General features: G+C 68.3%; 22 protein-coding genes. 17 read left to right on the top strand and 5 right to left on the bottom strand.

Annotated features, from left to right (window positions below):
- Window positions 1-10 precede the first annotated feature (10 nt).
- Both ccrA and ACFFU4_RS01050 read right to left on the bottom strand, forming a co-directional pair.
- The gene (ccrA, locus tag ACFFU4_RS01055) at window positions 11-1,300 is read right to left on the bottom strand and encodes a crotonyl-CoA carboxylase/reductase (protein WP_377066158.1); all 1,290 of its coding nucleotides are present in this window, start codon (window positions 1,298-1,300) and stop codon (window positions 11-13) included.
- 110 nt (window positions 1,301-1,410) lie between these two features.
- Entirely contained in the window at window positions 1,411-2,820 is a 1,410-nt protein-coding gene (locus tag ACFFU4_RS01050) for a 1-acyl-sn-glycerol-3-phosphate acyltransferase (protein ID WP_377066156.1), read from the bottom strand.
- A gap of 233 nt (window positions 2,821-3,053) precedes the next feature.
- Here ACFFU4_RS01050 and ACFFU4_RS01045 point away from each other — a divergent pair, with 233 nt between their 5' ends.
- Window positions 3,054-5,048 carry a methylmalonyl-CoA mutase family protein gene (locus tag ACFFU4_RS01045; RefSeq protein ID WP_377066154.1) on the top strand — a complete coding sequence of 665 codons (1,995 nt, stop codon included), beginning with the start codon at window positions 3,054-3,056 and terminating at the stop codon, window positions 5,046-5,048.
- Between the two features lie 28 nt (window positions 5,049-5,076).
- Here the strand turns inward: ACFFU4_RS01045 and ACFFU4_RS01040 are convergent, their stop codons facing one another.
- A complete protein-coding gene (locus tag ACFFU4_RS01040) occupies window positions 5,077-5,454 on the bottom strand; it encodes a DUF4168 domain-containing protein (protein ID WP_377066152.1) in 378 nt (125 codons plus the stop codon).
- A 181-nt stretch (window positions 5,455-5,635) separates the two neighbouring features.
- On the opposite strand from ACFFU4_RS01040, the gene ACFFU4_RS01035 reads away from it, so the two are divergent.
- The gene (locus ACFFU4_RS01035) at window positions 5,636-6,076 is read left to right on the top strand and encodes a GNAT family N-acetyltransferase (RefSeq protein WP_377066150.1); all 441 of its coding nucleotides are present in this window, start codon (window positions 5,636-5,638) and stop codon (window positions 6,074-6,076) included.
- An 11-nt stretch (window positions 6,077-6,087) separates the two neighbouring features.
- Here ACFFU4_RS01035 and ACFFU4_RS01030 read toward each other — a convergent pair whose 3' ends face one another.
- Entirely contained in the window at window positions 6,088-6,279 is a 192-nt protein-coding gene (locus ACFFU4_RS01030; protein WP_377066148.1) for a DUF1674 domain-containing protein, read from the bottom strand.
- Between the two features lie 68 nt (window positions 6,280-6,347).
- Here ACFFU4_RS01030 and ACFFU4_RS01025 point away from each other — a divergent pair, with 68 nt between their 5' ends.
- The 15 genes from ACFFU4_RS01025 to ACFFU4_RS00955 all read left to right on the top strand — a co-directional run bounded on the left by ACFFU4_RS01025 (window position 6,348) and on the right by ACFFU4_RS00955 (window position 23,024).
- Window positions 6,348-7,619 (top strand): RsmB/NOP family class I SAM-dependent RNA methyltransferase, encoded by a 1,272-nt coding sequence (locus ACFFU4_RS01025; protein WP_377066146.1) that lies wholly within the window; start codon window positions 6,348-6,350, stop codon window positions 7,617-7,619.
- A gap of 164 nt (window positions 7,620-7,783) precedes the next feature.
- Window positions 7,784-9,526, top strand: coding sequence for a heparinase II/III family protein (locus tag ACFFU4_RS01020; RefSeq protein WP_377066144.1), 1,743 nt, complete (start codon window positions 7,784-7,786; stop codon window positions 9,524-9,526).
- Between the two features lie 46 nt (window positions 9,527-9,572).
- The gene (gene purH / locus ACFFU4_RS01015) at window positions 9,573-11,162 is read left to right on the top strand and encodes a bifunctional phosphoribosylaminoimidazolecarboxamide formyltransferase/IMP cyclohydrolase (protein ID WP_377066142.1); all 1,590 of its coding nucleotides are present in this window, start codon (window positions 9,573-9,575) and stop codon (window positions 11,160-11,162) included.
- 11 nt (window positions 11,163-11,173) lie between these two features.
- On the top strand, window positions 11,174-11,644 hold the full coding sequence (lspA, locus tag ACFFU4_RS01010; protein ID WP_377066140.1) for a signal peptidase II: 471 nt from the start codon (window positions 11,174-11,176) through the stop codon (window positions 11,642-11,644).
- A gap of 50 nt (window positions 11,645-11,694) precedes the next feature.
- A complete protein-coding gene (locus tag ACFFU4_RS01005) occupies window positions 11,695-12,231 on the top strand; it encodes a DUF3035 domain-containing protein (RefSeq protein ID WP_377066138.1) in 537 nt (178 codons plus the stop codon).
- 70 nt (window positions 12,232-12,301) lie between these two features.
- Window positions 12,302-13,627, top strand: a complete 1,326-nt coding sequence (locus ACFFU4_RS01000) for a M16 family metallopeptidase (RefSeq protein ID WP_377066136.1) — start codon at window positions 12,302-12,304, stop codon at window positions 13,625-13,627.
- Window positions 13,624-14,937: a M16 family metallopeptidase gene (locus ACFFU4_RS00995; protein WP_377066132.1), complete on the top strand. Its 1,314-nt coding sequence runs from the start codon at window positions 13,624-13,626 to the stop codon at window positions 14,935-14,937. Before ACFFU4_RS01000 ends, ACFFU4_RS00995 begins: the two co-directional genes overlap by 4 nt.
- Before the next feature lie 81 nt (window positions 14,938-15,018).
- Entirely contained in the window at window positions 15,019-16,368 is a 1,350-nt protein-coding gene (locus ACFFU4_RS00990; RefSeq protein WP_377066130.1) for an aminotransferase class III-fold pyridoxal phosphate-dependent enzyme, read from the top strand.
- Between the two features lie 4 nt (window positions 16,369-16,372).
- On the top strand, window positions 16,373-17,737 hold the full coding sequence (locus ACFFU4_RS00985) for a hypothetical protein (RefSeq protein WP_377066128.1): 1,365 nt from the start codon (window positions 16,373-16,375) through the stop codon (window positions 17,735-17,737).
- 93 nt (window positions 17,738-17,830) lie between these two features.
- Window positions 17,831-19,117 (top strand): ABC transporter substrate-binding protein, encoded by a 1,287-nt coding sequence (locus ACFFU4_RS00980; protein WP_377066126.1) that lies wholly within the window; start codon window positions 17,831-17,833, stop codon window positions 19,115-19,117.
- 16 nt (window positions 19,118-19,133) lie between these two features.
- Complete coding sequence (locus tag ACFFU4_RS00975) at window positions 19,134-19,751, top strand: hypothetical protein (RefSeq protein WP_377066124.1); 618 nt, start codon at window positions 19,134-19,136, stop codon at window positions 19,749-19,751.
- A 16-nt stretch (window positions 19,752-19,767) separates the two neighbouring features.
- Complete coding sequence (locus tag ACFFU4_RS00970) at window positions 19,768-20,694, top strand: branched-chain amino acid ABC transporter permease (protein WP_377066122.1); 927 nt, start codon at window positions 19,768-19,770, stop codon at window positions 20,692-20,694.
- Entirely contained in the window at window positions 20,691-21,623 is a 933-nt protein-coding gene (locus ACFFU4_RS00965; protein WP_377066120.1) for a branched-chain amino acid ABC transporter permease, read from the top strand. Before ACFFU4_RS00970 ends, ACFFU4_RS00965 begins: the two co-directional genes overlap by 4 nt.
- A complete protein-coding gene (locus ACFFU4_RS00960; RefSeq protein WP_377066118.1) occupies window positions 21,620-22,345 on the top strand; it encodes an ABC transporter ATP-binding protein in 726 nt (241 codons plus the stop codon). The genes ACFFU4_RS00965 and ACFFU4_RS00960 overlap by 4 nt, the downstream gene beginning before the upstream one ends.
- Window positions 22,329-23,024, top strand: a complete 696-nt coding sequence (locus tag ACFFU4_RS00955; protein WP_377066116.1) for an ABC transporter ATP-binding protein — start codon at window positions 22,329-22,331, stop codon at window positions 23,022-23,024. Before ACFFU4_RS00960 ends, ACFFU4_RS00955 begins: the two co-directional genes overlap by 17 nt.
- 10 nt (window positions 23,025-23,034) lie before the next feature.
- Here the strand turns inward: ACFFU4_RS00955 and ACFFU4_RS00950 are convergent, their stop codons facing one another.
- On the bottom strand, window positions 23,035-23,382 hold the full coding sequence (locus tag ACFFU4_RS00950) for a dihydrodipicolinate reductase (RefSeq protein ID WP_377066114.1): 348 nt from the start codon (window positions 23,380-23,382) through the stop codon (window positions 23,035-23,037).
- Window positions 23,383-23,432 lie beyond the last annotated feature (50 nt).

Here is a 23,432-nt window from a genome sequence, read left to right as displayed (position 1 = left end):
GGGCGGCGGCTCAGCCGCGCCCGGCCTCGATCACGTCCTCGACCGTCCGAAGCCCGGTGCGCGGCGCCTGAACCAGCACCGCCATGTTGCCCGGCTTGTGCTCGTTGTTGAGCATCTTGGTATGCGCCCTCGGGATATCGGCCCAGGGAAAAACCTCTGACATGCAAGGGTCCAGCCGCCGCTCGACCATCAGCTTGTTGGCCGCCGACGCCTGCTTGAGATGGGCGAAATGGCTGCCCTGCAAGCGTTTCTGGTGCATCCACATATAGCGCACGTCGAAGGTGCAGTTGAAGCCGGAGGTGCCCGCGCAGATCACCACCATGCCGCCCTTCTTGCACACCAGGCTCGACACCGGAAAGGTGGCCTCGCCGGGATGTTCGAACACCATGTCCACGCTGACCCCTTTACCGGTTATGTCCCAGATAGCTTTGCCAAATTTCCGCGCTTCCTTGAGCCAGGCGTTGTATTCGGGGGTGTTGACCTTGGGCAGTTGACCCCAGCAATCGAACTCCTTTCGGTTGATGACGCCCTTGGCCCCCTGATCCAGCACGAACTGCCGCTTGCTCTCGTCCGAGATGACCCCGATCGCATTGGCCCCGGCGGTGTTTGCAAGCTGGATCGCGTAAGATCCCAGACCGCCCGAGGCGCCCCAGACCAGCACGTTCTGCCCCGGCTTGAGGTCATGCGGCGCGTGGCCGAACAGCATCCGGTAGGCGGTGGCCAGCGTCAGCGTGTAGCACGCACTTTCCTCCCATGTCAGGTGGCCCGGGCGCGCCATGAGCTGCTGCGCCTGCACCCGCGCAAACTGCGCGAAAGAGCCGTCGGGCGTCTCATAGCCCCAGATGCGCTGCGTGGGCGAGAACATCGGATCGCCCCCGTTGCAGTCCTCGTCGTCGCCATCGTCTTGATTACAATGGATAACAACCTCGTCTCCGACCTTCCAGCGCTTGACCTTGTCGCCCACCTTCCACACGATCCCCGAGGCGTCGGAACCCGCGATATGATACTCGGCGCCGTGGCCATCAAAGGGGCTGATCGGCTGGCCGAGACCGGCCCAGACCCCGTTGTAATTGACGCCTGCCGCCATCACCAGAACCAGCACCTCGTGGCTGTCGATCTCCCATGTGTCGACCACCTCCTGCTGAAACGAGGTCTCCGGCTCGCCGTGACGCTCGCGGCGAATCGCCCAGGCGTACATCTGCTTCGGGACATGCCCCAGCGGGGGCATTTCGCCGATCTCGTAGAGGTCCTTTTCGGGCGCCTCGTAGGGCGCGATACCGGTATGCGTGTCCAAGGCCATCACCTGATCTCCTGTTCGCGGATGCCGCGATGCAGAATCGCGGCGGTCTGGGGACGGGATACTTTCCGATGGGTAATATTGCAATAGTGGCAATGCTTGTTTTTGTAATTTTATGACCCTGCGGATGCAGAAAAATCACGCCCTTCCTCGCTGCAAGCGCGAAAGTGATGGGCGATGGAGGCCGCGTAATAGTTGACCATCGCGCGCTCTTCGGGGACGATTTCGACGCGGTCGCCTGCCAGCGATACCATGCCACGCCCCGCGAGCGCTTCGACCCCGAAGCGCGCCAGAGCCGCCGCGTCGTCGTCGCTGTCTTGTTCCGGGTCAGGCACCGCCTGTGGCGCCTGCTCCATCATGTCCGTCACCGCGCGGTCAAGCGTGGCGCGGTTCAGCGCGCCCCCGGCGCAGACAAGCGCCCGCGCCACCAGCGGCACCGGCAGCAGCGGCACCTCCGCCCCGATACGTGCCATCAGCGCCTCGGCGAGCGCCTCGATCCCGGCACCCGGACGGTCGTGCTCAAATGCCTTGAGCGACAGCGGCGCACCAAAACTGACGGCCGCACGGCCATGCCGGTGATAGCGCCCCCGAAGCCGCAGCCAGACCTGCCGCAGAACGAAGCGCGCGATGACCGAGATTCGCGCCGGAAAGCGCCGCCCGCCCGCAGCGTCGGCGGCCACCAGCAGGCGGTCTTCCAGCACGCGATCGTAATTGAGCGCCACCGGCACGAACACCACGTCGCGTCCGCCCGGCACACGCTCTTCCACGAGATATTTGAGCAGGCCCATCTTCGGCGGCTGCAGGGCCCCGGTCAGGCTCAAGCCGCCTTCGGGAAACACCGCCTGCGTCACCCCGCCATCGGTGGCGAGCCCGACATAGCGCGCCAGCACGCGGCGATAGAGCGCCCCGCGCGCGCGGCGGCGGATGAAATACGCCCCCATCGCCCGGATCATGCGCGACAGCGGCCAGACCCGCGCCCATTCGCCCACGGCATAGCTGAGCGCCGAGCGTTCGGCGGCGAGCCATGTCACCAGAACGTAGTCCATGTTGGAGCGGTGGTTCATCACGAAGACCACGGTGGCATCGCGGTCGATTCCACCGAGCCTGTCGTCGAAATGCCCCAACCGCACCCGGTAGAGCGCCCGGCTGAGCATCCGCGCCACGCGGATGGCGAAACCGAAATAGAGGCTCGCGCTGAAGCTCGGGACAATCTCGCGGGCATAGCCGCGGGCGCGCTCGAAGGCGACATTCTCGGGGACGCCTTGCTTGCTTGCATGGGCGGCAATCGCGCGACTGACCTCGGGATCGTAGATCAACCGCTGGATCATGTCATGGCGGCGGGCGAGCTTGAACGGCTCGATGGGCCGCTCCAGCCGCTCGTTGAGCCGCGCCACCGCGCGCTCCATTCGTCGGCGAAAGAACCAGCGGACCGACGGGAACAGGAAATGCGACGCGAAGGTGACGGCGGCAAAGGCCACCAGCAGGATGAGCGCCCAGAGGGGCATTTCGACCGTTTGCGCCATTGGGCCAGATAAGCAGGGAACGCGGGTGTGGTAAATGGCCCCACCGGTCGTTCTCCTGTCATCCTCTGGCCGGACCCGAGGATCTATTGCCCCCCAGACCCCGGGATCAATTCCGTGGGTGACGGGGACGCGGCGCGCATGCCGCAACGCAGCGAATTGACAGCGCCACTTTGTTGCCGTTACCTTGCGCCGGACGTAAGAAAATTGCGCAATTCGATTCATGAGGCCCGCACATGTCGCAGACGCAGCAAAACCCGAAAGGGGATTCGCCGAGGAAGGACAAGCCCTGGCTTATCCGCACCTATGCCGGCCATTCGACGGCACAGGCCTCGAACGCGCTTTACCGCTCCAATCTCGCGCGGGGGCAGACCGGCCTGTCGGTCGCGTTCGACCTGCCCACCCAGACCGGCTATGACAGCGATCACGTCCTGAGCCGAGGCGAGGTTGGCAAGGTGGGCGTGCCCGTCTGCCATCTGGGCGACATGGAGACGCTATTCGACCGGATCCCGCTCGACCGGATGAACACCTCGATGACGATCAACGCCACAGCCCCGTGGCTGCTCGCGCTCTACATCGCCGTGGCCGAGCGGCAGGGCGTGGATACAACCGCGCTGCAAGGCACTGTGCAGAACGATCTGATCAAGGAATACCTCAGCCGCGGCACCTATATCTGCCCGCCCGCTCCGAGCCTGCGGATGATCGGCGACGTGGCCGAATACTGCTACAAGCACATCCCGAAGTGGAACCCGATGAACGTGTGTTCCTATCACCTTCAGGAGGCGGGCGCGACGCCCGAGCAGGAGCTGGCCTTTGCGCTGGCCACGGCCACCGCCGTGCTCGACGAGCTGAGGCCCCGTGTCCCGGCGGAGGATTTCCCGGTGCTGGCCGGGCGGATTTCCTTCTTCGTCAATGCGGGCATCCGCTTTGTCACCGAGATGTGCAAGATGCGCGCCTTCGTCGATCTGTGGGACGAGATTTTGCAGGAGCGCTACGGCGTCGAGGACCCGAAATACCGCCGCTTCCGCTACGGCGTGCAGGTCAATTCCCTTGGCCTGACCGAGCAGCAGCCCGAGAACAACGTCTACCGTATCCTGATCGAGATGCTGGCGGTGACGCTGTCGAAAAAAGCGCGCGCGCGCGCCGTGCAACTGCCCGCCTGGAACGAGGCGCTTGGCCTGCCCCGTCCGTGGGACCAGCAATGGTCGATGCGGATGCAGCAGATCCTCGCCTACGAGACGGACCTGCTGGAATTCGACGACCTCTTCGACGGCAACCCGGCGGTCGATGCCAGGGTCGAGGCACTCAAGGAAGGTGCACGGCACGAGCTGGCGAATATCGACGGCATGGGCGGCGCGGTGTCGGCCATCGAGTACATGAAATCGCGACTGGTGGAGAGCAACGCCGACCGGCTGGGCCGTATCGAGGCCGGCGAGACGGTGGTGGTCGGCGTCAACCGCTGGCAGGAGGGCGAACCCTCGCCGCTGCAAGCCGAGGATGGCGGCATCATGGTGGTCGATCCGGGCGTCGAGGCCGACCAGATCGCCCGGCTGGAGGCCTGGCGCGCAGACCGCGACGCGCAGGCCGTCCAAAGCGCACTGGCCGATCTGCGCGCAGCGGCGCGCGAGGGACGCAACATCATGCCCGCCTCGATCGCCTGTGCCCGCGCCGGCGTGACCACCGGCGAATGGGCCGAAGAGATGCGCGCCGTACATGGCGAGTATCGCGGCCCTACCGGCGTCTCGCCCAGCCCGTCAAACCGCACCGAGGGGCTCGACGACCTGCGCGAGGCGGTTGAGGCCGTGTCGGGACGGCTCGGGCGGCGGCTGCGCTTTTTGATGGGCAAGCCGGGGCTCGACGGTCACTCTAACGGGGCCGAGCAGATCGCCTGCCGCGCGCGCGATTGCGGCATGGATATCGGCTACGAGGGTATCCGGCTCACACCCGAGCAGATCGTGGCCGCCGCGCTGGAGGACGAGGCGCATGTGGTGGGCCTGTCGATCCTGTCGGGCAGCCACATGCCGTTGATGGAAGAGCTGATGGAGCGGATGCGCAGCGCGGGCCTGGGCCATGTGCCGGTGATCGTCGGCGGCATCATCCCCGAGGACGACGCGGCGCGCCTGCGCGAGTTGGGGGTGGCGCGAGTCTATACACCCAAGGATTTCGAACTCAACACCATCATGATGGATATCGTGACGCTCGCAGACCCGAAGGCGGTGGCGGCGGAATGATCCGCCGCCCCAAGGGGTTAATCCCCCGTTATTGCTCGCGAACCTCGCTGATGCGCGCAACGATCCGCTGGTTGAGAGCATCGCTCTCGCCCGCAGCGTTAGCGATAGCCACATAGCTGTCGATGGTGATATTCTCGACCTCGTCCACCGCATCAGCAGCGGCGGCGTTGGCTTCCTCGACGAGGGCCTGCTTCGCCGCCTCGTCATCGGCCCCCTCGATCTGCGTGCCGTATTCGGTGCGCACCGCATCCACCGCCAGGATCGCATCGACAAAGGCCACGACCTGCGCGTCGGTCACGTCTTCGGCGGCGATCTGCGGCGGCGGTGTCTGTTGCGCCGCGAGCGGCGTGGCGAGGGCGAGCGCGGTTGCGCCAAGAATGCCGGCTATCTGTGTTTTGAGGGTCAACATCGTCTCCTGTCTGTTATCGGGATCGCCACCCGTGCACGGGTGACACCGTGCGTGACGTGGACGCTCATCCTCCGCGCGACAACCCGTTGGGCAAAAAATGCCGCGCGAAGCGGCGATTTCCGGCTGGTATGGCGCGGGCGGGCGGTGCAGGATGGGAGCAGGCGCGCAAGGACCCGCAATGACCCTGACGATCCGCCCTCTGGAAACCGGCGATAAGCCGGCATGGGTGCCGCTCTGGCGGGCCTATCTCGATTTTTACGAGACCGCCCTGCCCGATGCCGTCTATGGCGTGACCTTTGCGCGGCTCACCTCGTCCGACCATCCCGACCAGAACGGCCTGATCGCACTGGAGGACGGGCACGCGGTGGGGCTGGTGCATTTCATCTATCACCCGCACAACTGGCGGGTGGAAAAGGTCTGCTACCTTCAGGACCTCTATGCCGCGCCGGCAGCGCGCGGGCGCGGAATCGGCCGGGCGCTGATCGAGGCGGTCTATGCGCGCGCCGACGCCGACGGCTGCCCCTCGGTCTATTGGCTTACCCAGGATTTCAACACGCAGGCGCGGCAACTCTACGACCGGATCGGACGGCTCACACCGTTCATCAAGTACAGCCGCTGAGGGGCGCGCACTCAGAAGTCGATGGCAAGGCCCTTCTTCTCCCAGTCGCCATATCGCACGGGGTCCAGTCCTTCGTGCCGCCCGCCAAGCTCGGGCGGCCGGTCGGGATCACCTGCGGCCTTGCGGCGGCGTTCCTCGGCCTCGGCCAGCGCGCGCTGCGCGGCGGGGGGCAGGTCGCTTCGGGCTGTGTCGTCGGTGCTCATGCTCGGCCTTTCCCAACTGAGACAGGGTTGATATATCGCGCTACCTGCCAAAGGCCAAGGATCTGACCATGCCCCCCGCCCCCTGCTCTGCCCGCGCCGCCGCCGCGCGCCTGCTCGACGAGGTGACGGGCGAGGGGCGGCTGATGTCCGAGGCGCTGGCAAAGGGCACGCTCGACGCGCTGCCGCCCGCCGACCGGGCGCGCGCGCAGCGGCTGGCGCTGGCGGCGCTCAGGGGGCTGGAGCGTGCCGATCGGCTGATTGCGCGACACACGCGCAAGGTCCCGCCCCTGCCGGTGCGCAACGTGCTGCGGCTGGCGGTGACCGAACTGGCGCAGGGCGGCGATGCGCATGGCGTGGTGAGCGAGGCGGTGGGCACGGTGGCGGCGAGCGCCCGGCACAAGCGGCTGTCGGGCATGGTCAACGCGGTGCTGCGCAAGCTCGCCGAAGAGGCGCCCCTGGTCTGGGACGACCTGCGCGTGCCGCGCCTGCCCGACTGGCTGCGCGGGCCGCTGGTGGACGCCTGGGGCAAGGGCGCGGTGGCGGCGATGGAGCGCGCGCATCTCGCGGGCGCACCGCTCGACCTGACCGTGAAGGACGATGCCGACGGCTGGGCCGCACGGCTGGGCGGCGAGGTGCTGCCGACGGGATCGGTGCGGCTGCGCGAGGCGAGACAGGTCACGGCGTTGCCGGGCTATGACGCGGGCGCATGGTGGGTGCAGGACGCAGGCGCGGCGCTGGCGGTTCGGGTGCTCGCCCCGCACCCCGGCGAAGCGGTGCTCGACATGTGCGCCGCGCCTGGCGGAAAGACGCTGCAACTGGCGGCGGGCGGCGCGGCGGTCACCGCGCTCGACATCTCGGAGCGGCGGATGGAGCGGGTGGCCGAGAACCTCGCGCGCACCGGGCTGAATGCGACCTGCGTGGTGGGCGACGCACTGGCGCATGAGGGGCAATACGATTCAGTGTTGCTGGACGCCCCCTGCTCGGCCACCGGCACGATACGGCGGCACCCCGACCTGCCGCACGCCCGCGACGGCGCCGGGATCGGCGAACTGATCGGCGTGCAGGAGGCGATGCTCGACCACGCGCTGTCGCTTGTGAAGCCCGGCGGGCGGCTGGTCTTCTGCACATGCTCACTCCTTCCCGACGAGGGGGAATGCCAGGTCGACGCGGCGCTGGCGCGGCACACCGGGCTGACCGTCGATCGAGCGGCGCTCGACCTGCCGGGGATCGAGCCGGGCTGGATCACCGGGGAGGACGGGCTGCGCCTGCGCCCGGATTACTGGCCGGAGCGCGGCGGCATGGACGGCTTCTACATCGCGTGCCTGCGGCGTGCGCCGTGAGGGATGCCCGTCATCCTCTGGTTTGGCCCCAGAACGTCCCGCCGCGCAAGGATCCCCGGGGCAAACCAGAGGATGACGGTGGACACCCCGCATTCCGGCGGTGACTTGGGCGCGCGGCCCCTCTATAGTCGATGCCGAGCGCCGCAAGAAGCGTGCAGAGGCACATGTCGCACTCCGAATCCCTGTCCGCGCGCTGGGCGCGCCTGAGAAACCGGCTGGCCGCGCGGCGGGCCGGGCGCGGTCGGCCCGCGACCGCCATCATCTCACAGCCCGAGCCGCGCAGCATCGGCTATCTCGCGCGGGGGCGGCAGCTCTGCGCCGGAAACTTCGTCTTTGCAGGCCATCTCGTGGAGGCCCCCGACACGATGATCTGGGACATCGCCGTGCCGGACGCGGATTTCGCCGCCGAGATGCACGGCTTTGGCTGGCTTGACGATCTGGCGGCGGCGGGCGATCAGGTGGCCCGGGCCAGGGCGCAGGCCTGGCTCATGGAATGGATCGCGCGTTTCGGGCGCGGGCGGGGGCCGGGGTGGACGCCGGACCTCGCCGGGCGGCGCCTCATCCGCTGGATCAGCCACGCGCTGTTTCTCATGCGCGGACAATCGGCAGAGGACTCGGAGGCGTTCCTGCGCGCGCTGGCGCGTCAGGCGCGGTTCCTGTCGTGGCGCTGGCGGGCGGCAGCGCCGGGGCTCAAGCGTCTGGAGGCGCTGACCGGGCTTGTCTATGCCGGAGTGTCGCTGGAAGGGATGGCCCCGCTGGCGGACGAGGCGTGCGCGGCGCTGGCGCGGGAATGCGAGGCCTGCGTCGACGAAGAGGGCGGCATTCCGGGCCGCAACCCCGAGGCGCTGCTGGAGGTTTTCACACTGCTGACCTGGGCGGCGCTGGTCCTGAGCGAGAACGGGCGCACGGCGGCGGACGCGCATTGGCGCGCGGTCGAGCGGATCGCGCCCTGCCTGCGGGCGCTACGCCACGCCGACGGCGGGCTGGCGCGGTTTCACGGCGGCGGGCGCGGCCTCGACGGACGGCTCGACGCGGCGCTGGCGGCGAGCGGGGTCAAGGGACAGGCGCGGGGCGGGCGCGCGATGGGCTATGCACGCCTTGCCCGGGCGCGCTCCAGCGTTATCATCGACGCCGCACCCCCACCCGCCGGGGCTGCCGCCGAGGAGGCCCATGCCTCGACGCTCGCGTTCGAGCTCACATCCGGGCGGCGGCCGCTCATCGTGAATTGCGGTTCGGGCGCGAGCTTTGGCTCCGAATGGCGGCGGGCGGGACGCGCGACACCGTCGCATTCAACGCTGGTGCTGGCGGGCGGATCGAGCGCCCGGCTGGGCCACGACCGCCGCCATCCCGGACGGCTGGAAGAAGCGCCGCGCGACGTTCCCGTGCAGGTATCACGCGCAGCCGACGGGCTGCGCTTCGAGGGCGGTCATGACGGATACCTGCGAAGCCACGGGCTCATGCATGTGCGTCGGCTCGACCTGGCGGGTGATGGCCGGGCGGTGGTGGGCGAGGACATGCTGCTGGCGCTGGAAGAGGATCACAAGGCGCGATTCGACCGCGCGCTCGATGCCACGCGACTGCACGGCGTGCCCTATGACATCCGCTTTCACCTGCACCCGGATGTCGAGGCATCGCTCGACATGGGCGGCGCGGCGGTGTCGCTGGTGCTGCGCAGCGGCGAAATCTGGGTGTTTCGCAGTGACGGGGTGGCCGCTTTGGCCTTGAACCCGAGCGTCTATCTTGAAAAAACGCGCCTGAAGCCACGGGCGGCCCGACAGATCGTTCTCTCGGGCCGCGCGACGGACTATGCGACCCGTATCCGCTGGTCACTGGCCAAGGCGCAGGAGACCCCCGTCGGCATCCGCGATGTCACGGAGGAGGCGCTCGACCCGGCGACCGATGAATGATCCGCCGGGCCCCTGCCCGGCATCAATTTGACAGGACCGACAGCCGATGACCGATCTCGCGCCCGTGACCCGCGCCCTTCTCTCCGTTTCCGACAAGACCGGTCTGGTCGATCTTGGCCGCGCGCTGGCGACGCGCGGCGTGGAACTCGTCTCCACGGGCGGCACCGCGCGCGCCCTGCGCGATGCGGGGCTAGCCGTGCGCGACGTGGCCGAGATCACCGGCTTTCCGGAGATGATGGACGGGCGCGTCAAGACGCTGCACCCGATGGTGCATGGCGGTCTGCTGGCGCTGCGCGACAATGCCGGTCACGTGGAGGCGATGACGGCGCACGGAATCGCGCCCATCGACCTTCTGGTGGTCAACCTCTACCCGTTCGAGGAGACCGTGGCGCGCGGTGGCGACTATGACGCCTGCGTCGAGAATATAGACATCGGTGGCCCGGCGATGATCCGGGCGGCGGCCAAGAACCATGCCTTTGTCAACGTTGTGGTCGATGTCGAGGATTACGCGCCGCTGCTGGCGGAACTGGACTCGCAGGACGGGCAGACGCGCCATGCGTTCCGTCAACGGCTGGCGCAGGTAGCCTATGCGCGCACGGCAGCCTATGACGCGGCGGTCAGCACCTGGATGGCGGATGCCATCGAGGAGCCTGCCCCGCGCCGCCGCGCCTTTGCCGGGACGCTCGCCCAGACCCTGCGCTATGGCGAGAACCCGCATCAGGCGGCGGCCTTTTACACCGATGGCTCAAACCGGCCCGGTGTCGCCGCGGCGCGGCAGGTGCAGGGCAAGGAACTGAGCTACAACAACATCAACGACACCGACGCCGCCTTCGAACTGGTGAGCGAATTCGCCCCCGAAGACGGCCCCGCCTGCGCCATAATCAAACACGCCAACCCCTGCGGCGCGGCGCGGGGTGCCACGCTGCTCGACGCCTACAAGGCGGCGTTCGACTGCGATCGCACCAGCGCCTTCGGAGGCATCATTGCGCTGAACCAGCCGCTCGACGGCGCGACGGCGGAAGAGATCGCGGGGATTTTCACCGAGGTGGTGATCGCGCCCGGAGCCGATGACGACGCCATGAGTATTTTTGCCAAGAAGAAGAACCTTCGGCTTTTGCTGACCGGCGGGCTCGCCGATCCGGCAGAGGCGGGGCGGATGATCCGGCAGGTCTCGGGCGGCTATCTGGTGCAAGACAAGGATACCGGACACCTGAGCGCGGATGACCTGCGCGTCGTGACGAGGCGTGCCCCAAGCGACGCCGAGATGTCGGATATGCTGTTCGCGTGGAAGGTGGCGAAGCACGTGAAATCCAACGCCATCGTCTATGTCAAAGACGGGGCCACGGTGGGCGTGGGCGCGGGCCAGATGAGCCGCGTCGATAGCTGCCGGATCGCGGCGCGCAAGGCGCAGGACATGGCCGGGACGCTGGGCCTGCCCGCGCCACTGACCGGGGGCAGCGTGGTGGCGTCGGACGCGTTCTTTCCCTTCGCCGACGGATTGCTGACGGCGGCCGGGGCCGGGGCCACGGCGGTCATCCACCCCGGCGGCTCGATGCGCGACGACGAGGTGATCGCCGCCGCCGACGCGGCCGGACTGGCGATGGTGCTTACCGGTCAGCGCCATTTCCGGCACTGAGGACGAGGGCGATGCGCGGCGTCTTCTGGGTGTCCTTCTGGGTTTTTCTGCTTGACCAGGCCACGAAATATCTCGTGGTCCACATGCTCGACCTGCGCCGGGTGGGCTGGATCGAGATCTGGCCGCCCTATCTGAACCTGCGGATGGCGTGGAACACGGGAATCAATTTCGGGATTCTCGCCGATGACGGCGCGATAATGCGCTGGGGGCTCATTGCCGTGGCGCTGGCGATCTCCGCGGCTGTGCTGTGGTGGAGTCACGCCGAGCGGCCCGGGCAATGGCACCGGGTGGCCGCCGGGCTCCTTGTGGGCGGCGCACTGGGAAACGTGATCGACCGGCTTATCTACGGAGCGGTGGCGGATTTTCTCAACATGTCGTGCTGCGGCATCGACAATCCGTTCGCATTCAACGTGGCCGACGTGGCGATCTTCGCGGGCGCCTTCGGCCTCGTGTTACTGCCGACAGGGAAAAAGCCCTCGTGACCTCGGGGAACGGATGCGGTAAACCACCGCAAAGCGCAAGGAGTGTGGCGATGCGGATGCCGCGGAAAACCGGTCTGATGCTGATGGCTGCCGTGCTCGTGGCCGGCTGCGGCGGCGCGGGCGACGACGAGGTGTCGTTGAGAAAGATCAGGCACAAGGGCAACGGGCCGGACGAATTCTCGATCCTGCCGAGCAAGCCATTGGAAATGCCCGAGGACGTATCCGCCCTGCCGCAGCCGGTGCCGGGCGGCCCCAACCGAACGGATCAGGACCCGGTTGCCGACGGGATCGCCGCGCTGGGCGGGAACGTCGGCGCGCAGCGGACTGGCGCCCCCTCGGCAGCCCATGCCGGGCTATTGAACCATGCCGCGCGCTACAGAAGCGATCCGGCGATCCGCCAGACGCTGGCGGCCGAGGATCGCGAACGACGGCAGCGGTACGGCAGGGTGAACGTCCTGCGCATCCTGCCGGGGGACGATTATACCCAAGTCTACAAGGACGACTGGCTCGACGCGTATGCCGAGGAACGGAGGTTGCGCCGCCGTGGCGTACAGACCCCTGCGGCACCGCCTGCCGGCGACGGGTGATCGCCGCTTGAAACGCGGCACGCCGGATGTATCTAAAGAACAATCGTTTTCAAGACCGCGGAGGCCCGTCATGCGCCGTCTGATCGTCGCGCTGCTCATGGTGATCCCGTTCGGCCCGGTGTGGGCCAACCCGGTGAGCAACTTTACCCTCGACAACGGCATGGAGGTGGTGGTGATCGAGGATCACCGCGCCCCCGCGGTGACACAGATGGTGTGGTATCGCGCCGGGTCGGCGGACGAGTGGCCGGGCGTGTCGGGCGTGGCGCATTTCCTTGAACATCTGATGTTCAAGGGCACCGAGACGCTGGAACCGGGCGAGTTCTCGGCCACCGTGGCGCGCAACGGCGGCAACGACAACGCCTTTACCAGCTATGATTACACTGCCTATTTCCAGCGCATCGCCGCCGATCGGCTCGACCTCGTGATGGAGATGGAGGCCGACCGCATGGTCAACCTTCAACTCGGCGCGCAGAACATCGCCACCGAGCGAAACGTCATCCTCGAGGAGCGCAACCAACGGGTCGACAACAACCCGTCGGCGCTGTTTCGCGAGCAGATGGGCGCGGCACAGTATCTCAACCATCCATACGGCGTGCCGATCATCGGCTGGCGCCACGAAATGGAGGCGCTCGACCGCAGTGCCGCGCTCGACTTTTACCGGCAGTATTACGCGCCCAACAACGCCGTCCTGATTGTGGCGGGCGATGCCGACCCCGACGAGGCGCGCGCGCTGGCCGAAAAGCATTACGGCCCGATCCCCGCCAACCCGGACCTGCCCGCGCGCGCCCGCCCGCAGGAGCCGCCACAGCTTGCAGAACGGCGGCTGAGCCTGCGCGATGCGCGCGTGTCGCAGCCCTATGTCGCGCGGTCCTATCTCGCTCCCGAACGCGACAGCGGGGCGCAGGACGAGGCGGCGGCGCTCACGCTTCTGGCCGCGCTCCTGGGCAACGGTCAGACATCGGTACTCAATGAAAAACTGCAATTCGAACAGCAAATCGCGGTGCAGGTGGAGGCGTGGTACTCGGGCATGTCGCTGGATGACACAAGCCTGGATTTTATCGTGGTTCCCGCCGCCGGCGTGACGCTGGACGAGGCCGAGGCCGCGCTTGACGAGGTGCTGGCCGCGTTCCTCCAAACCGGCCCCGATCCCGAACATCTTGAGCGGATCAAGACCCGGCTGCGCGCGCAGGAAATCTACGAGCGTGACGACGTCTCGGCGCTGGCGCGCCGCTACGGGCAGGCGCTGACGCAGGGGCTGACGGTCGCGGATGTCGAGGCCTGGCCGGACATCCTGCAACAGACCACCGCCGAGGACGTCATGGAGGCCGCACATGCGGTGCTCGACCGCAAAACATCGGTGACGGGCCGCCTCATGGCCCCGGAGGTGACGCAATGATCCGTTTCGCGCTTGTATTGCTCGTGGCACTGGCGGCACTGCCCGCGCGGGCCGCGGTGGAGGTCGACGAGGTCACGAGTCCCGGCGGCATCGAGGCATGGCTCGTCGAGGATCACTCGATCCCCTTCGTCGCGCTGGAACTGCGCTTTCGAGGCGGCACCTCGCTCGACCCCGAGGGCAAGGCGGGGGCCGTCAACCTGATGACCGGCCTGCTCGAGGAAGGCGCGGAGACGCTTGATGCGCAGGGATTCGCACGCGCCGCCGAGGGGCTGGCCGCGCGATTCGGATACAGCGCGGGCGACGACACGGTGAGCGTCTCGGCCCGGATGCTGACCGAGCGGCGCGACGAGGCGGTCGAGTTGCTGCGCGACAGCCTGATCGCGCCCCGGTTCGACGAGGACGCCATCGAGCGCGTGCGCGCGCAGGTGCTGTCTGGTCTGCGCGCGGACCAGACCAATCCCCGCGCCATCGCCGGGCGTGCGGCCTCGCGCATGATCTACGGTGATCACCCCTATGCGCGCCCGGGCGAGGGTACGATCGAGAGCGTAAGCGCCCTCACCCGGGAGGACATCGTTGCCGCGCATCGCGCAGCCCTGGTGCGCGATCGCGTCCATGTCAGCGCTGTGGGCGACATCACCGCCGGGGAACTGGGCACGCTGCTCGACCGCCTTCTGGGCGATCTGCCCACCTCCGACACGCCCCTGCCCGGGGCGGCTGGTCTGACCCTGCCCGGCGGCGTCAAGGTCGTGGATTTCGAGACGCCGCAATCCACCGCGCTCTTCGCACAGCCGGGCCCCGACCGCCACCACCCCGATTTCCTCACCGCCTACGTGCTCAACCATATCCTTGGCGGCGGCGGCTTCGAGAGCCGCCTGATGACCGAGGTGCGCGAAAAGCGCGGGCTGACCTATGGCGTCTATTCCTACCTCGCCGACAAGGATGCCGCCGACCTGTGGATGGGCTCGGTCGCCTCGGCCAACGACCGCGTGGCCGGGGCCATTGCGGTGATCCGCGACCAATGGACGCGGCTGCGCGACGAGGGGGTGACTGCGGAAGAGCTTGAAAACGCCAAGACCTACCTCACCGGTGCCTATCCGCTGCGCTTCGAGGGCAACGCGCAGATCGCCTCGATCGCCGCCGGGATGCAGCTTGACGGCTTGCCGGTGGAGTATCTCAGTGAACGCAACGCGATGGTCGAGGCGATCACGCTCGACGAGATCAACCGCGTCGCGCGCGAATGGTTCGATCCCGCCAAGCTGACCTTCGTCGTGGTGGGCCAGCCCGAAGGGGTGGAAAGCACGGTCAACTGAGCGCGGCGACACACCCTCTGGACAGTCCCCGGCGGCGGTGGCACGGTTTGATCAAACGTGTTCCCTGCCGGAGACAGCCCCATGAAGGACGATAATTTCCTGCGCGAGATGAACGGCCGCCACATGTGGCAGCCGATGGGCCACCCGGGAGAGGCACAGAACAGCCCTCCGCGCATCATCAAGACCGCCGAAGGCGTGCGGCTGAGCGATATCGACGGCCATTCGGTGGTCGATGCCGTGGGCGGGCTGTGGTGCGTCAACCTGGGCTACTCCAACGACGCGGTGAAACAGGCGATCTCGGATCAGCTCTGGGAATTGCCCTACTACTCGGCCTTCGCCGGCACCACCAACCCCGCCGCCATCGAGGCCGCCTACACCGTGCGCGAGTTCTTCGCCCCCGACGGGATGGAGCGGGTCTTCTTTACCTCGGGAGGCTCGGACAGCGTCGATACCGCCCTGCGGCTGGCGCGGCAGTATCACCGCCTGCGCGGCGAGCCCACGCGCACCAAGTTTCTCAGCCTCAAGAAGGGCTATCACGGCACCCATTGGGGCGGCGCCTCGGTCAACGGCAACAACCGGTTCCGCATCGGTTACGAGCCGCTGCTGCCCGGCTGTTTCCACCTGCCCGCGCCTTACCCCTATCGCAACCCGTTCGACGAGAGCGACCCGGCGCGGCTGGCCGAGAAGATCGCCGCCGCGATGGTGGACGAGATCGAGTTCCAGGATCCATCGACCATCGCCGCCTTCATCATGGAGCCGATCCTCGGCGCGGGCGGGGTGATCGTGCCAGACGCCTCCTTCATGCGCCACATGCGCGAGATCTGCGACCGCTACGGCATCCTGATGATCTCGGATGAGGTGATCTGCGGATTCGGCCGCACCGGCGACTGGACCGGCGCGCGGCACTGGGGCGTGCAGCCCGACATGATGACCATCGCCAAGGGCGTGACCTCGGGCTATTTCCCGGTGGGCGGTGTGCTCGTGTCGGGCACGGTGGCCGAGGTGTTCGAGGGCGCGGATGCCAGCGGCGCGATCTGGACGGGCTATACCTATTCTGCCCACCCGGTTGGCGCCGCCGCAGTGGTGGCCTGCCTGTCCGAGACGCAGCGCCTCGATACCAAGGCCAACGCGGCAGCACGCGGCACACAACTCTATGAGGGCGTGCGACGGCTGGCCGAGAAGCACGACATCATCGGCGACGTGCGCGGCGGGCATGGGCTGATGACCGGGATCGAGATCGTGTCGGATCGCGCGGCAAAGACGCCGATGGACGCCACAACCATGCAGCGTATCCATGCCGCTACGTACGAGGCGGGTGCGATGGTGCGGCTGGGGGCGCATAATATCCTGATGTCGCCGCCGCTGGTCATCTCCGAGGCCGAGATCGACGTGATCCTCGCGGCGCTGGATGCCGGGTTCTCGGCGGTCTGACGGGGTGAGGCTCCTCTTCGGGGCCGCCCTGCTCTGGGCCGCGACAGCGCGGGCGGCGCGGGCGCACGCCACCGAGCAGGGCTTCGTGCTGCTGCTGCCCACCGATATCTACATCGCCGCGGGCGGCGTGGTCGTGGCGCTGACCGTGGTGCTGCTGGCGGTGCTGCCGGGGGGCGCGGCGGCAGCGGCGTTCCGACCCGTGGCGCTTTGGCACGCGCGCGGTCCGGGGCGGCCTGCTCAGGCAACGCGGCTCTTGGCGGTGCCGCTGCTGGCCTGGCTCGTCTGGCAGGGCTGGACCGGATCGCGCGACCCGCTGGGCAACCCGCTGACGCTGGCGGTCTGGGTGGTGTTCTGGATAGGGCTGGTGAGCGTGCAGGGGCTGCTGGGCGACATCTGGTCACGAATCAACCCTTGGGCGGGCGCGGCCATGCTGCTATCGCGGGTCCGCACCCGCGCCCCGCTGCGCTATCCGCGCGCGCTCGGGCACTGGCCGGGGGTCGCGGGCTTTCTCGGCTTCGCGGCCTTCCTGCTGGCCGATCCGGCCCCCGCCGACCCGGCGCGGCTGGCGGTCGTCACCGGCGGCTACGCGCTGGCGATGCTCGCAGGCGTGGTGCTCTTCGGTCGGCGCTGGCTGCTGCGCGGCGAGGCGCTGACGCTCCTGATGCGGGCCTATGCGCAAGTGGCCCCGCTCGGGCAGCGGCACGGGCGGCGCGCGCTGGGCATGCCCGGCTGGCGCATCGCATATGGCCCCACGCCCGCGCCGGGCCATGCCGTGCTGCTGCTGCTGCTGCTGGGCAGCGGCAGTTTCGACGGGCTCAACGAGACCTTCCTCTGGCTCGACGTGCTGGCGATCAACCCGCTGGAATTCCCCGGCCGTTCGGCGGTGATCGGGCCGAACCTCGCCGGGCTCGCCCTGACCAATGCCACCCTGCTCGCGGTGCTCACCGGCGCGCTGTGGCTAGGCGCGCGGCTGGCGGGCACGCGCGAGGGGGTGGTGGCGCTCTTCTGCCGGTTTGCGCCCACACTCCTGCCGATCGCGCTGGCCTATCACATCGCGCATTACCTGCCGTCGCTGCTGCTCGACGGGCAGTATGTATGGGCCGGGATCGCCGAGGTGCTGCATCTGGGCCATCACCACGTCACCGCCGGATTCCTGAGCAGCCCCGGGCCGGTGCGCGCGATCTGGCTGACACAGGCGGGGGCGGTGGTGGCGGGCCACGTGATCGCGCTGATGCTGGCGCATGTCACCGCGTTGCGCGCCAGGCAATCCGTGCGACACGCCACGCTCGGACAGGTCCCGCTGGCGCTGTTCATGCTGGGCTACACCGTGTTCGGCCTGTGGCTCCTGGCCACGCCGCGGGGGGTGTGACCCGAAAGAGGCTGGACAGGGGGGGCGGGCTTGCGCATGTTGCGCACGCGGCAACCGTGCCGCACCTGCAAAGAACCCAAGCGGAGACCCGCCATGACCACCAAGACCAAGGCCACAATCGCCCGCCGCGGGGCCATGCGCATGCTGGCAGGCGGGGCCGCCGCGGCGAGCCTGCCTCTGTGGGCACGCTACACCCATGCCCAGAGCGCTGCTCCCATCCGCATCGGATTCCAGCAGCACCGCACCGGCATCGGCGCCGCATATGGCCGCTGGTACGGCCGCGCGACGGAGGCGGCGGTCAAGCTCATTAACGACGGCGGCGGCATCAACGGGCGGCCCGTCGAGATCGTGGCCGAGGATGACGGCACCGATCCCAAGCGCGGCGCCGAGGTGGTTGAGAAATTCGCCAATCAGCACAAGGTGGACGTGGGCTTTGGCACGCTGTTCAGCCATGTCGTCATCGGTTCCGCCCCCCGCGCGGGCGAGCTCAAGCTTCCCTATTTCGTGGTCTCGGAGGGCACGCATGTCGCCTCGGGTATGCTCAACCGCTACACGCTTCAGCCCGGCATCACGGATGTGAAGAGCCAGGTCATCTCGATGGCCCCGTTCATCACAGAAACGCTCGGCAAGAAGGTCACGATGATCTTTCCCGATTATGGCTTTGGCTATAACCACCGCGACGCGCTCGGTCCCGCGATCGAGGCACAGGGCGGCGAGATACTGGAGCGGATCGCGATCCCGCCGACCGAGACCTCGTTCACCCGCTACTTCCCGCGCATCCCGCGCGACACCGAGGTGCTCTATCACGTGATGGTCGGCCCCGGTGTGCTGACCTTCGTCAAGGAGCTGGGCGAGTTCTTCGGCGGGCGGGGGCCGGCGCTCTTCGGCTTCATCGACAGTCTCGAGGCGGTGGCGATGGACAGTCCCGGGCTCGAATTCCTGGAGGGCAGCCATTTCTGGGAAGGCATGTGCCGCCACGCGCAAGCGGACGAAAGCGACCACGCCGCCGCCTATCGCGCGGCGGTGGGCGTGGATGCGCGCGGCGCGGCGCTGTCCGATCCGCGCGACGTCTCCACCTATGGCCACATGTTCGGCTGCTGGGAGACGCTGCATGTCATCAAGGCGGGGATGGAGGCGGCGGGATACGCGGGGCCACAGGACCGCGCCGCGCTGATCGAGGCGGTCGAGGCGATGGAGACCATGCCCGACAGCCTCGCCCATCCGCAGGGGGCCAAGCGCTTCAACGGGCGCACCCATCAGGTGTTCGGTCACCAGAATGTCAGCCGGGTCGAGAGCGGACGGCTCATTCGCGTGCATCGCACCTCGATCGAGGATACACTCTATCCCGATATGGTCGATTACACGGCACAGCCGTTCTGAGGGAGGGACGGACGTCATGAAAGGCATCCTGCGCATGATCGCGGCGCTCGGGCTGGTCCTGCTGGCCGGTTGCGGCGGCGGGCCGCCGCAACCGGCCACGCCTGACGAGGTCTCGCGCCTCGCCACCGCCATCGCCGCGCTCGGCCCCGGCGTGGACCGCGAAGAGGCGCGCCGCGCGGCGGAAATCTCCTATTCGCATACCTACAGGCTGGCGCAGGAGTACGAGATCACCGACCCGCCGATCATCCACAACATCAAGGTCAACCGGGGCACCAGGCCGCGCGGCCTGTGCTGGCACTGGGCGCATGACATGGAGGAGCGGCTCGCGCAGGAGCGGTTTGCCACGCTCGACCTGCATCGCGCGGTGGCCAATTCCGACAATTCCTACCAGTTGGAGCATAGCACCGCCATCGTGAGCGCCAAGGGTGCCGCGTATGACGACGGGATCATCCTCGACCCGTGGCGCAAGGGCGGGCGGCTGACATGGATACCGGTGCGCGAGGACCGCGTCTACAAATGGAAGCCGCGCAACGAGGTGGTGGCCCGCAAGCTTGAGCGTCTGCACGGGCAGATCGTGACGCTGACCGACGATCAGCGTATCCTGATGGGCGGGGTGGAGTTCGTGCCGGAATGACCGGACCACGCGGCTGATGGAATTCGGCCCTCACCTGATGCTCGCGCTCATCGAGGGCGCAGTGACGGCGGCGGTGCTGGCGCTCACGGCATCGGGGCTTAGCCTCGTGTTCGGCGTCATGCGGGTGGTCAATATCGCCCATGGCGAGTTCTTCATGCTGGGCGCGGTGATCGCGTGGTGGATCACGCAAGGGATCGGCGGGCATCCCGGCTGGGGCTTCGCCGCGGCGCTCGTCGCCGCCCCGCTTCTGGTTAGCGCGCTGGCGGTGGTGGCGGATGCCACCGTGCTGCGGCGGCTCTCGCATGACCCGGAGCGTACCATCGTGGCCACCATCGGCCTGCTCTACATCATCCAGCAGCTCACGCTGATGAGCTATGGCCCCGAGGCGCGCCCGGTGGTGGCGCCGTTCGACGCGCGCATCGCGCTGCCCTGGCCGGAGCGGGGCCCGGAGGGCTGGCAGATCGGCTGGCCCTGGGGCTTCGGCACCACCGTCTGGAAGCTGGCGGTGATCGGCGCGGCGGCGGTCATGGTGGGAGCCTTGTGGCTGTTCATGGCGCGCACGCGCGCGGGCCTCGTGCTGCGCGCCACGCAGGCGGATCGCGAGATGGCCACCGCATTCGGCATCCCCGTTGCACGGGTCTACGCGCTCACCTTCGGCCTCGGCGCGGGGCTGGCGGCACTCGCCGCCGTGCTGATCGTGCCAATCCGGCAGGCGCATTACCTGATGGGCGGCGATCCGCTGCTCCTGTCCTTTGTCGTGGTCATCATCGGCGGGCTGGGCAGCCTGCCCGGCACGCTGCTGGCAGCGGTCCTGATCGGGCTGTCGGACGGGATCATCTCGGTGTTCTTCTCGCCGACCCTGGCCAAGATCATCGCCACGCTGATGGTGGCGCTGGTGCTCGTGGTCCGGCCGCAGGGTCTCTTCGGGACGCGCGCGCCATGAGGGCGCTGGCGCTGCATCTGGGCCTGCTGGCGGTGCTTCTGGCGCTGCATTTCGCCCTGCCCGCCTATCACCACGGCAACGTCGCGCGCGTGATGGTGCTGGCAAGCTACGCCATCGGCTACAACCTGCTGTTCGGGTATGCCGGGCTGCTGAGCCTCGGGCATGCGCTGTTCTTTGCCGCGGGCATGTATGGCGCGGGGCTGCTGGTGCAGCATGGCGGCGTCGGCGCGGGGACCGCCGTGCTTGCCGGGACCGCGGCGGCGGCGATGGTCTCGGCGGCGATGGCACTGGTGGCGCTGCGCACGCGCGGCGTGGCGTTCATGATCGTGACGCTGATGTTCGCGCAGGCAGGATTCCTCACGATCCTGCAGTTCAGCGACTGGACCGGCGGCGACGAGGGGTTCGTGCTGCCACAGGCGGGGCGGATGCTCTGGGGCAACGATCTCAGCACACCCGACGCGCGCTACCTCGCGGCCCTGGCGCTGTTCGCCGCCTGCCTGCTGGGCAGCCTCGCGCTGGCGCGCGCGCCGTTCGGGCGGGTGCTGGTAGCGATCCGCGAGAACGAGGAGCGCGCGCGGATGCTGGGCTATGACACGCAAGGACACAAGCGCGCGGCGATGATCCTGTCGGGGACGATCTCGGGCGCGGCGGGGGCGGCCTATGCGATCCTGTTCGGCTATGTCGGGGCGAGTTTCGCCGAGGTGCAGTATTCCATCCTGCCGCTGCTTTGGGTGCTGCTGGGCGGCGCGGGGACGGTGCTGGGGCCGTTCATCGGCGCGCTTTTCATGTTCTACCTGATCGACCTCGCCTCGGGGGTGACGAGCGCCTACATGCTGATCGCCGGGGTGGCGCTGGTGGGGCTCACGCTCTACGCGCCGCAGGGCCTGATGGGAGAGGTGCGGCGCAGGATGTGGCGGGGGCTGCCATGAGCCTCTTGGGCGTGCGGGGGCTGACCCGCGATTTCGACGGGCTGCGCGCGGTGGATGGCGTCGATCTCGACATCGGCGAGGGCGAGGTGCGCGCGCTCATCGGCCCCAACGGCGCGGGCAAGACCACGCTGGTGGGCATGATCGCGGGGCGCATCTCCCCAACCGCCGGGCGGGTGACGTTCGACGGGCGCGACATCACGCATATGCCCGCGCACCGGCGAATGCGACTGGGTATGGCCTACACGTTCCAGATCACCTCGGTCTTTGCCGGGCTTTCCGTGGTTGAGAACGTGGCACTCGCCGCAAGGCGACGGGCACGGGGTGCTGCGGTCGGGTCCGCTGTGGCGGCGGCGCTGGACCGGGTCGGCCTTGCGGATCGCGGGGCCGGGATGGCGGGCGATCTGGCCTACGGTCATCAGCGGCTGCTGGAGATCGCCATGGGAATCGTGCAGCGCCCGCGCCTGCTCATCCTCGACGAGCCGACGCAGGGCCTCGCCGAGGGCGAGATCGCGGGCTTCGGGCGGCTGGTTCGCGACCTGGCCGGCGAGACGACGATCCTGCTGATCGAACACAACATGGACGTGGTCATGGCGCTGGCAGGGCGCATCACCGTGATGGATGCGGGCCGGGTACTGGCCGAGGGCACGCCGGGGGAAATCCATGCCAGCCGCGCGGTGCAGGCGGCCTATCTGGGGAACGGGAACGATGCTGCGGCTCGATGAGATTGTCGCGGGCTATGGCCGGGCACCCGTGCTGCACGGCGTGACCCTGTCGCTGGCGAGCGGCGAGGTCCTGTGCCTGATGGGCCGCAACGGCGCCGGCAAGACCACCCTACTGCGTGCGATCATGGGGCTGCTGCCGCTGTCGGGCGGCACGATCACGCTGGGCAATGAACGGCTCGACCGCCTGCCGGCACACCGCGTGGCCCATGCCGGGATCGGCTATGTGCCGCAGGGGCGGCGGCTCTTTGCCGGGCTGAGCGTGGCAGAGACGCTGGAGATCGGGCTGATGGCACGCGGCGGCGGCGAACGCGTCCGGGACGGCGTGCTGAGCCTGTTCCCGCGGCTCGCCGCGCGGCTGAACCAGCGGGCCGAGACGCTGTCGGGCGGCGAGCAACAGATGCTGGCGCTGGCTCGCGCGCTGTGCCTGCGCCCCGATGTCCTGCTTCTCGACGAGCCGACGGAAGGGTTGCAGCCCTCGATGATCGCCGCCATCCGCGCGGTGGTCGCCGCCAAGCGCGACGAAGGCGTGGCGGTGCTGCTTGTCGAGCAACGTCTCGATGCGGTTCTTCCGGTGGCCGACCGGGTGGCATTCCTCGAAAACGGGCGCATGGGGCCGGTGATGACCGCCGATGCCCTCCGGTCCGACCGCACGGTTGCCGACCGATACCTCGGCGTCTGACAGGCGCCGCTCAGCGCAGGTACAGATCGGCGTAACGCCCTGTTCCCTGGTCCGATATGAATCGCAGGGTATCGCCACGCTGCCGCACCGCCTGGCAGTTGGCGCCCAGTTCCATGCTGCCCCAGTAGAGATCGCGGCAGAAATAGCCCTGCGCCCAACGCCACGCGCCCGTCACATCGCGACCGAACGCCCGGCCCTGGATCTGGCCACCGGGCGTTACCTCCAGCCGGATGCCGAACCGGGTCAGGTCGCGCCCCTCGACCAGCGAGACGAATCGCGCGCGCTCGGTCACCTGCGCGAACTCCGCCTGCGCCGCTATCGGCGCGGCCAGCAGACCCAAGACAAGCACCAACCGCATCGCTCACGACCCTCCACATTGCTGTGCCCGGTCATGATACGCGGGAAAGG

This window comes from Roseovarius ramblicola, from assembly GCF_042430665.1.
Lineage (GTDB): Bacteria > Pseudomonadota > Alphaproteobacteria > Rhodobacterales > Rhodobacteraceae > Roseovarius > Roseovarius ramblicola.
This window is presented reverse-complemented; position numbering and strand designations above follow the sequence as displayed.

What these genes read in the sequence shown, in the direction of transcription:
- ccrA (WP_377066158.1), bottom strand. Translation starts at nt 1,300, where the DNA reads ATGGCCTTGGACACGCATACCGGTATCGCGCCCTACGAGGCGCCCGAA.
- ACFFU4_RS01050 (WP_377066156.1), bottom strand. Translation starts at nt 2,820, where the DNA reads ATGGCGCAAACGGTCGAAATGCCCCTCTGGGCGCTCATCCTGCTGGTG.
- ACFFU4_RS01045 (WP_377066154.1), top strand. Translation starts at nt 3,054, where the DNA reads ATGTCGCAGACGCAGCAAAACCCGAAAGGGGATTCGCCGAGGAAGGAC.
- ACFFU4_RS01035 (WP_377066150.1), top strand. Translation starts at nt 5,636, where the DNA reads ATGACCCTGACGATCCGCCCTCTGGAAACCGGCGATAAGCCGGCATGG.
- ACFFU4_RS01030 (WP_377066148.1), bottom strand. Translation starts at nt 6,279, where the DNA reads ATGAGCACCGACGACACAGCCCGAAGCGACCTGCCCCCCGCCGCGCAG.
- ACFFU4_RS01025 (WP_377066146.1), top strand. Translation starts at nt 6,348, where the DNA reads ATGCCCCCCGCCCCCTGCTCTGCCCGCGCCGCCGCCGCGCGCCTGCTC.
- ACFFU4_RS01020 (WP_377066144.1), top strand. Translation starts at nt 7,784, where the DNA reads ATGTCGCACTCCGAATCCCTGTCCGCGCGCTGGGCGCGCCTGAGAAAC.
- purH (WP_377066142.1), top strand. Translation starts at nt 9,573, where the DNA reads ATGACCGATCTCGCGCCCGTGACCCGCGCCCTTCTCTCCGTTTCCGAC.
- lspA (WP_377066140.1), top strand. Translation starts at nt 11,174, where the DNA reads ATGCGCGGCGTCTTCTGGGTGTCCTTCTGGGTTTTTCTGCTTGACCAG.
- ACFFU4_RS01005 (WP_377066138.1), top strand. Translation starts at nt 11,695, where the DNA reads ATGCGGATGCCGCGGAAAACCGGTCTGATGCTGATGGCTGCCGTGCTC.
- ACFFU4_RS01000 (WP_377066136.1), top strand. Translation starts at nt 12,302, where the DNA reads ATGCGCCGTCTGATCGTCGCGCTGCTCATGGTGATCCCGTTCGGCCCG.
- ACFFU4_RS00995 (WP_377066132.1), top strand. Translation starts at nt 13,624, where the DNA reads ATGATCCGTTTCGCGCTTGTATTGCTCGTGGCACTGGCGGCACTGCCC.
- ACFFU4_RS00990 (WP_377066130.1), top strand. Translation starts at nt 15,019, where the DNA reads ATGAAGGACGATAATTTCCTGCGCGAGATGAACGGCCGCCACATGTGG.
- ACFFU4_RS00980 (WP_377066126.1), top strand. Translation starts at nt 17,831, where the DNA reads ATGACCACCAAGACCAAGGCCACAATCGCCCGCCGCGGGGCCATGCGC.
- ACFFU4_RS00975 (WP_377066124.1), top strand. Translation starts at nt 19,134, where the DNA reads ATGAAAGGCATCCTGCGCATGATCGCGGCGCTCGGGCTGGTCCTGCTG.
- ACFFU4_RS00970 (WP_377066122.1), top strand. Translation starts at nt 19,768, where the DNA reads ATGGAATTCGGCCCTCACCTGATGCTCGCGCTCATCGAGGGCGCAGTG.
- ACFFU4_RS00965 (WP_377066120.1), top strand. Translation starts at nt 20,691, where the DNA reads ATGAGGGCGCTGGCGCTGCATCTGGGCCTGCTGGCGGTGCTTCTGGCG.
- ACFFU4_RS00960 (WP_377066118.1), top strand. Translation starts at nt 21,620, where the DNA reads ATGAGCCTCTTGGGCGTGCGGGGGCTGACCCGCGATTTCGACGGGCTG.
- ACFFU4_RS00955 (WP_377066116.1), top strand. Translation starts at nt 22,329, where the DNA reads ATGCTGCGGCTCGATGAGATTGTCGCGGGCTATGGCCGGGCACCCGTG.
- ACFFU4_RS00950 (WP_377066114.1), bottom strand. Translation starts at nt 23,382, where the DNA reads ATGCGGTTGGTGCTTGTCTTGGGTCTGCTGGCCGCGCCGATAGCGGCG.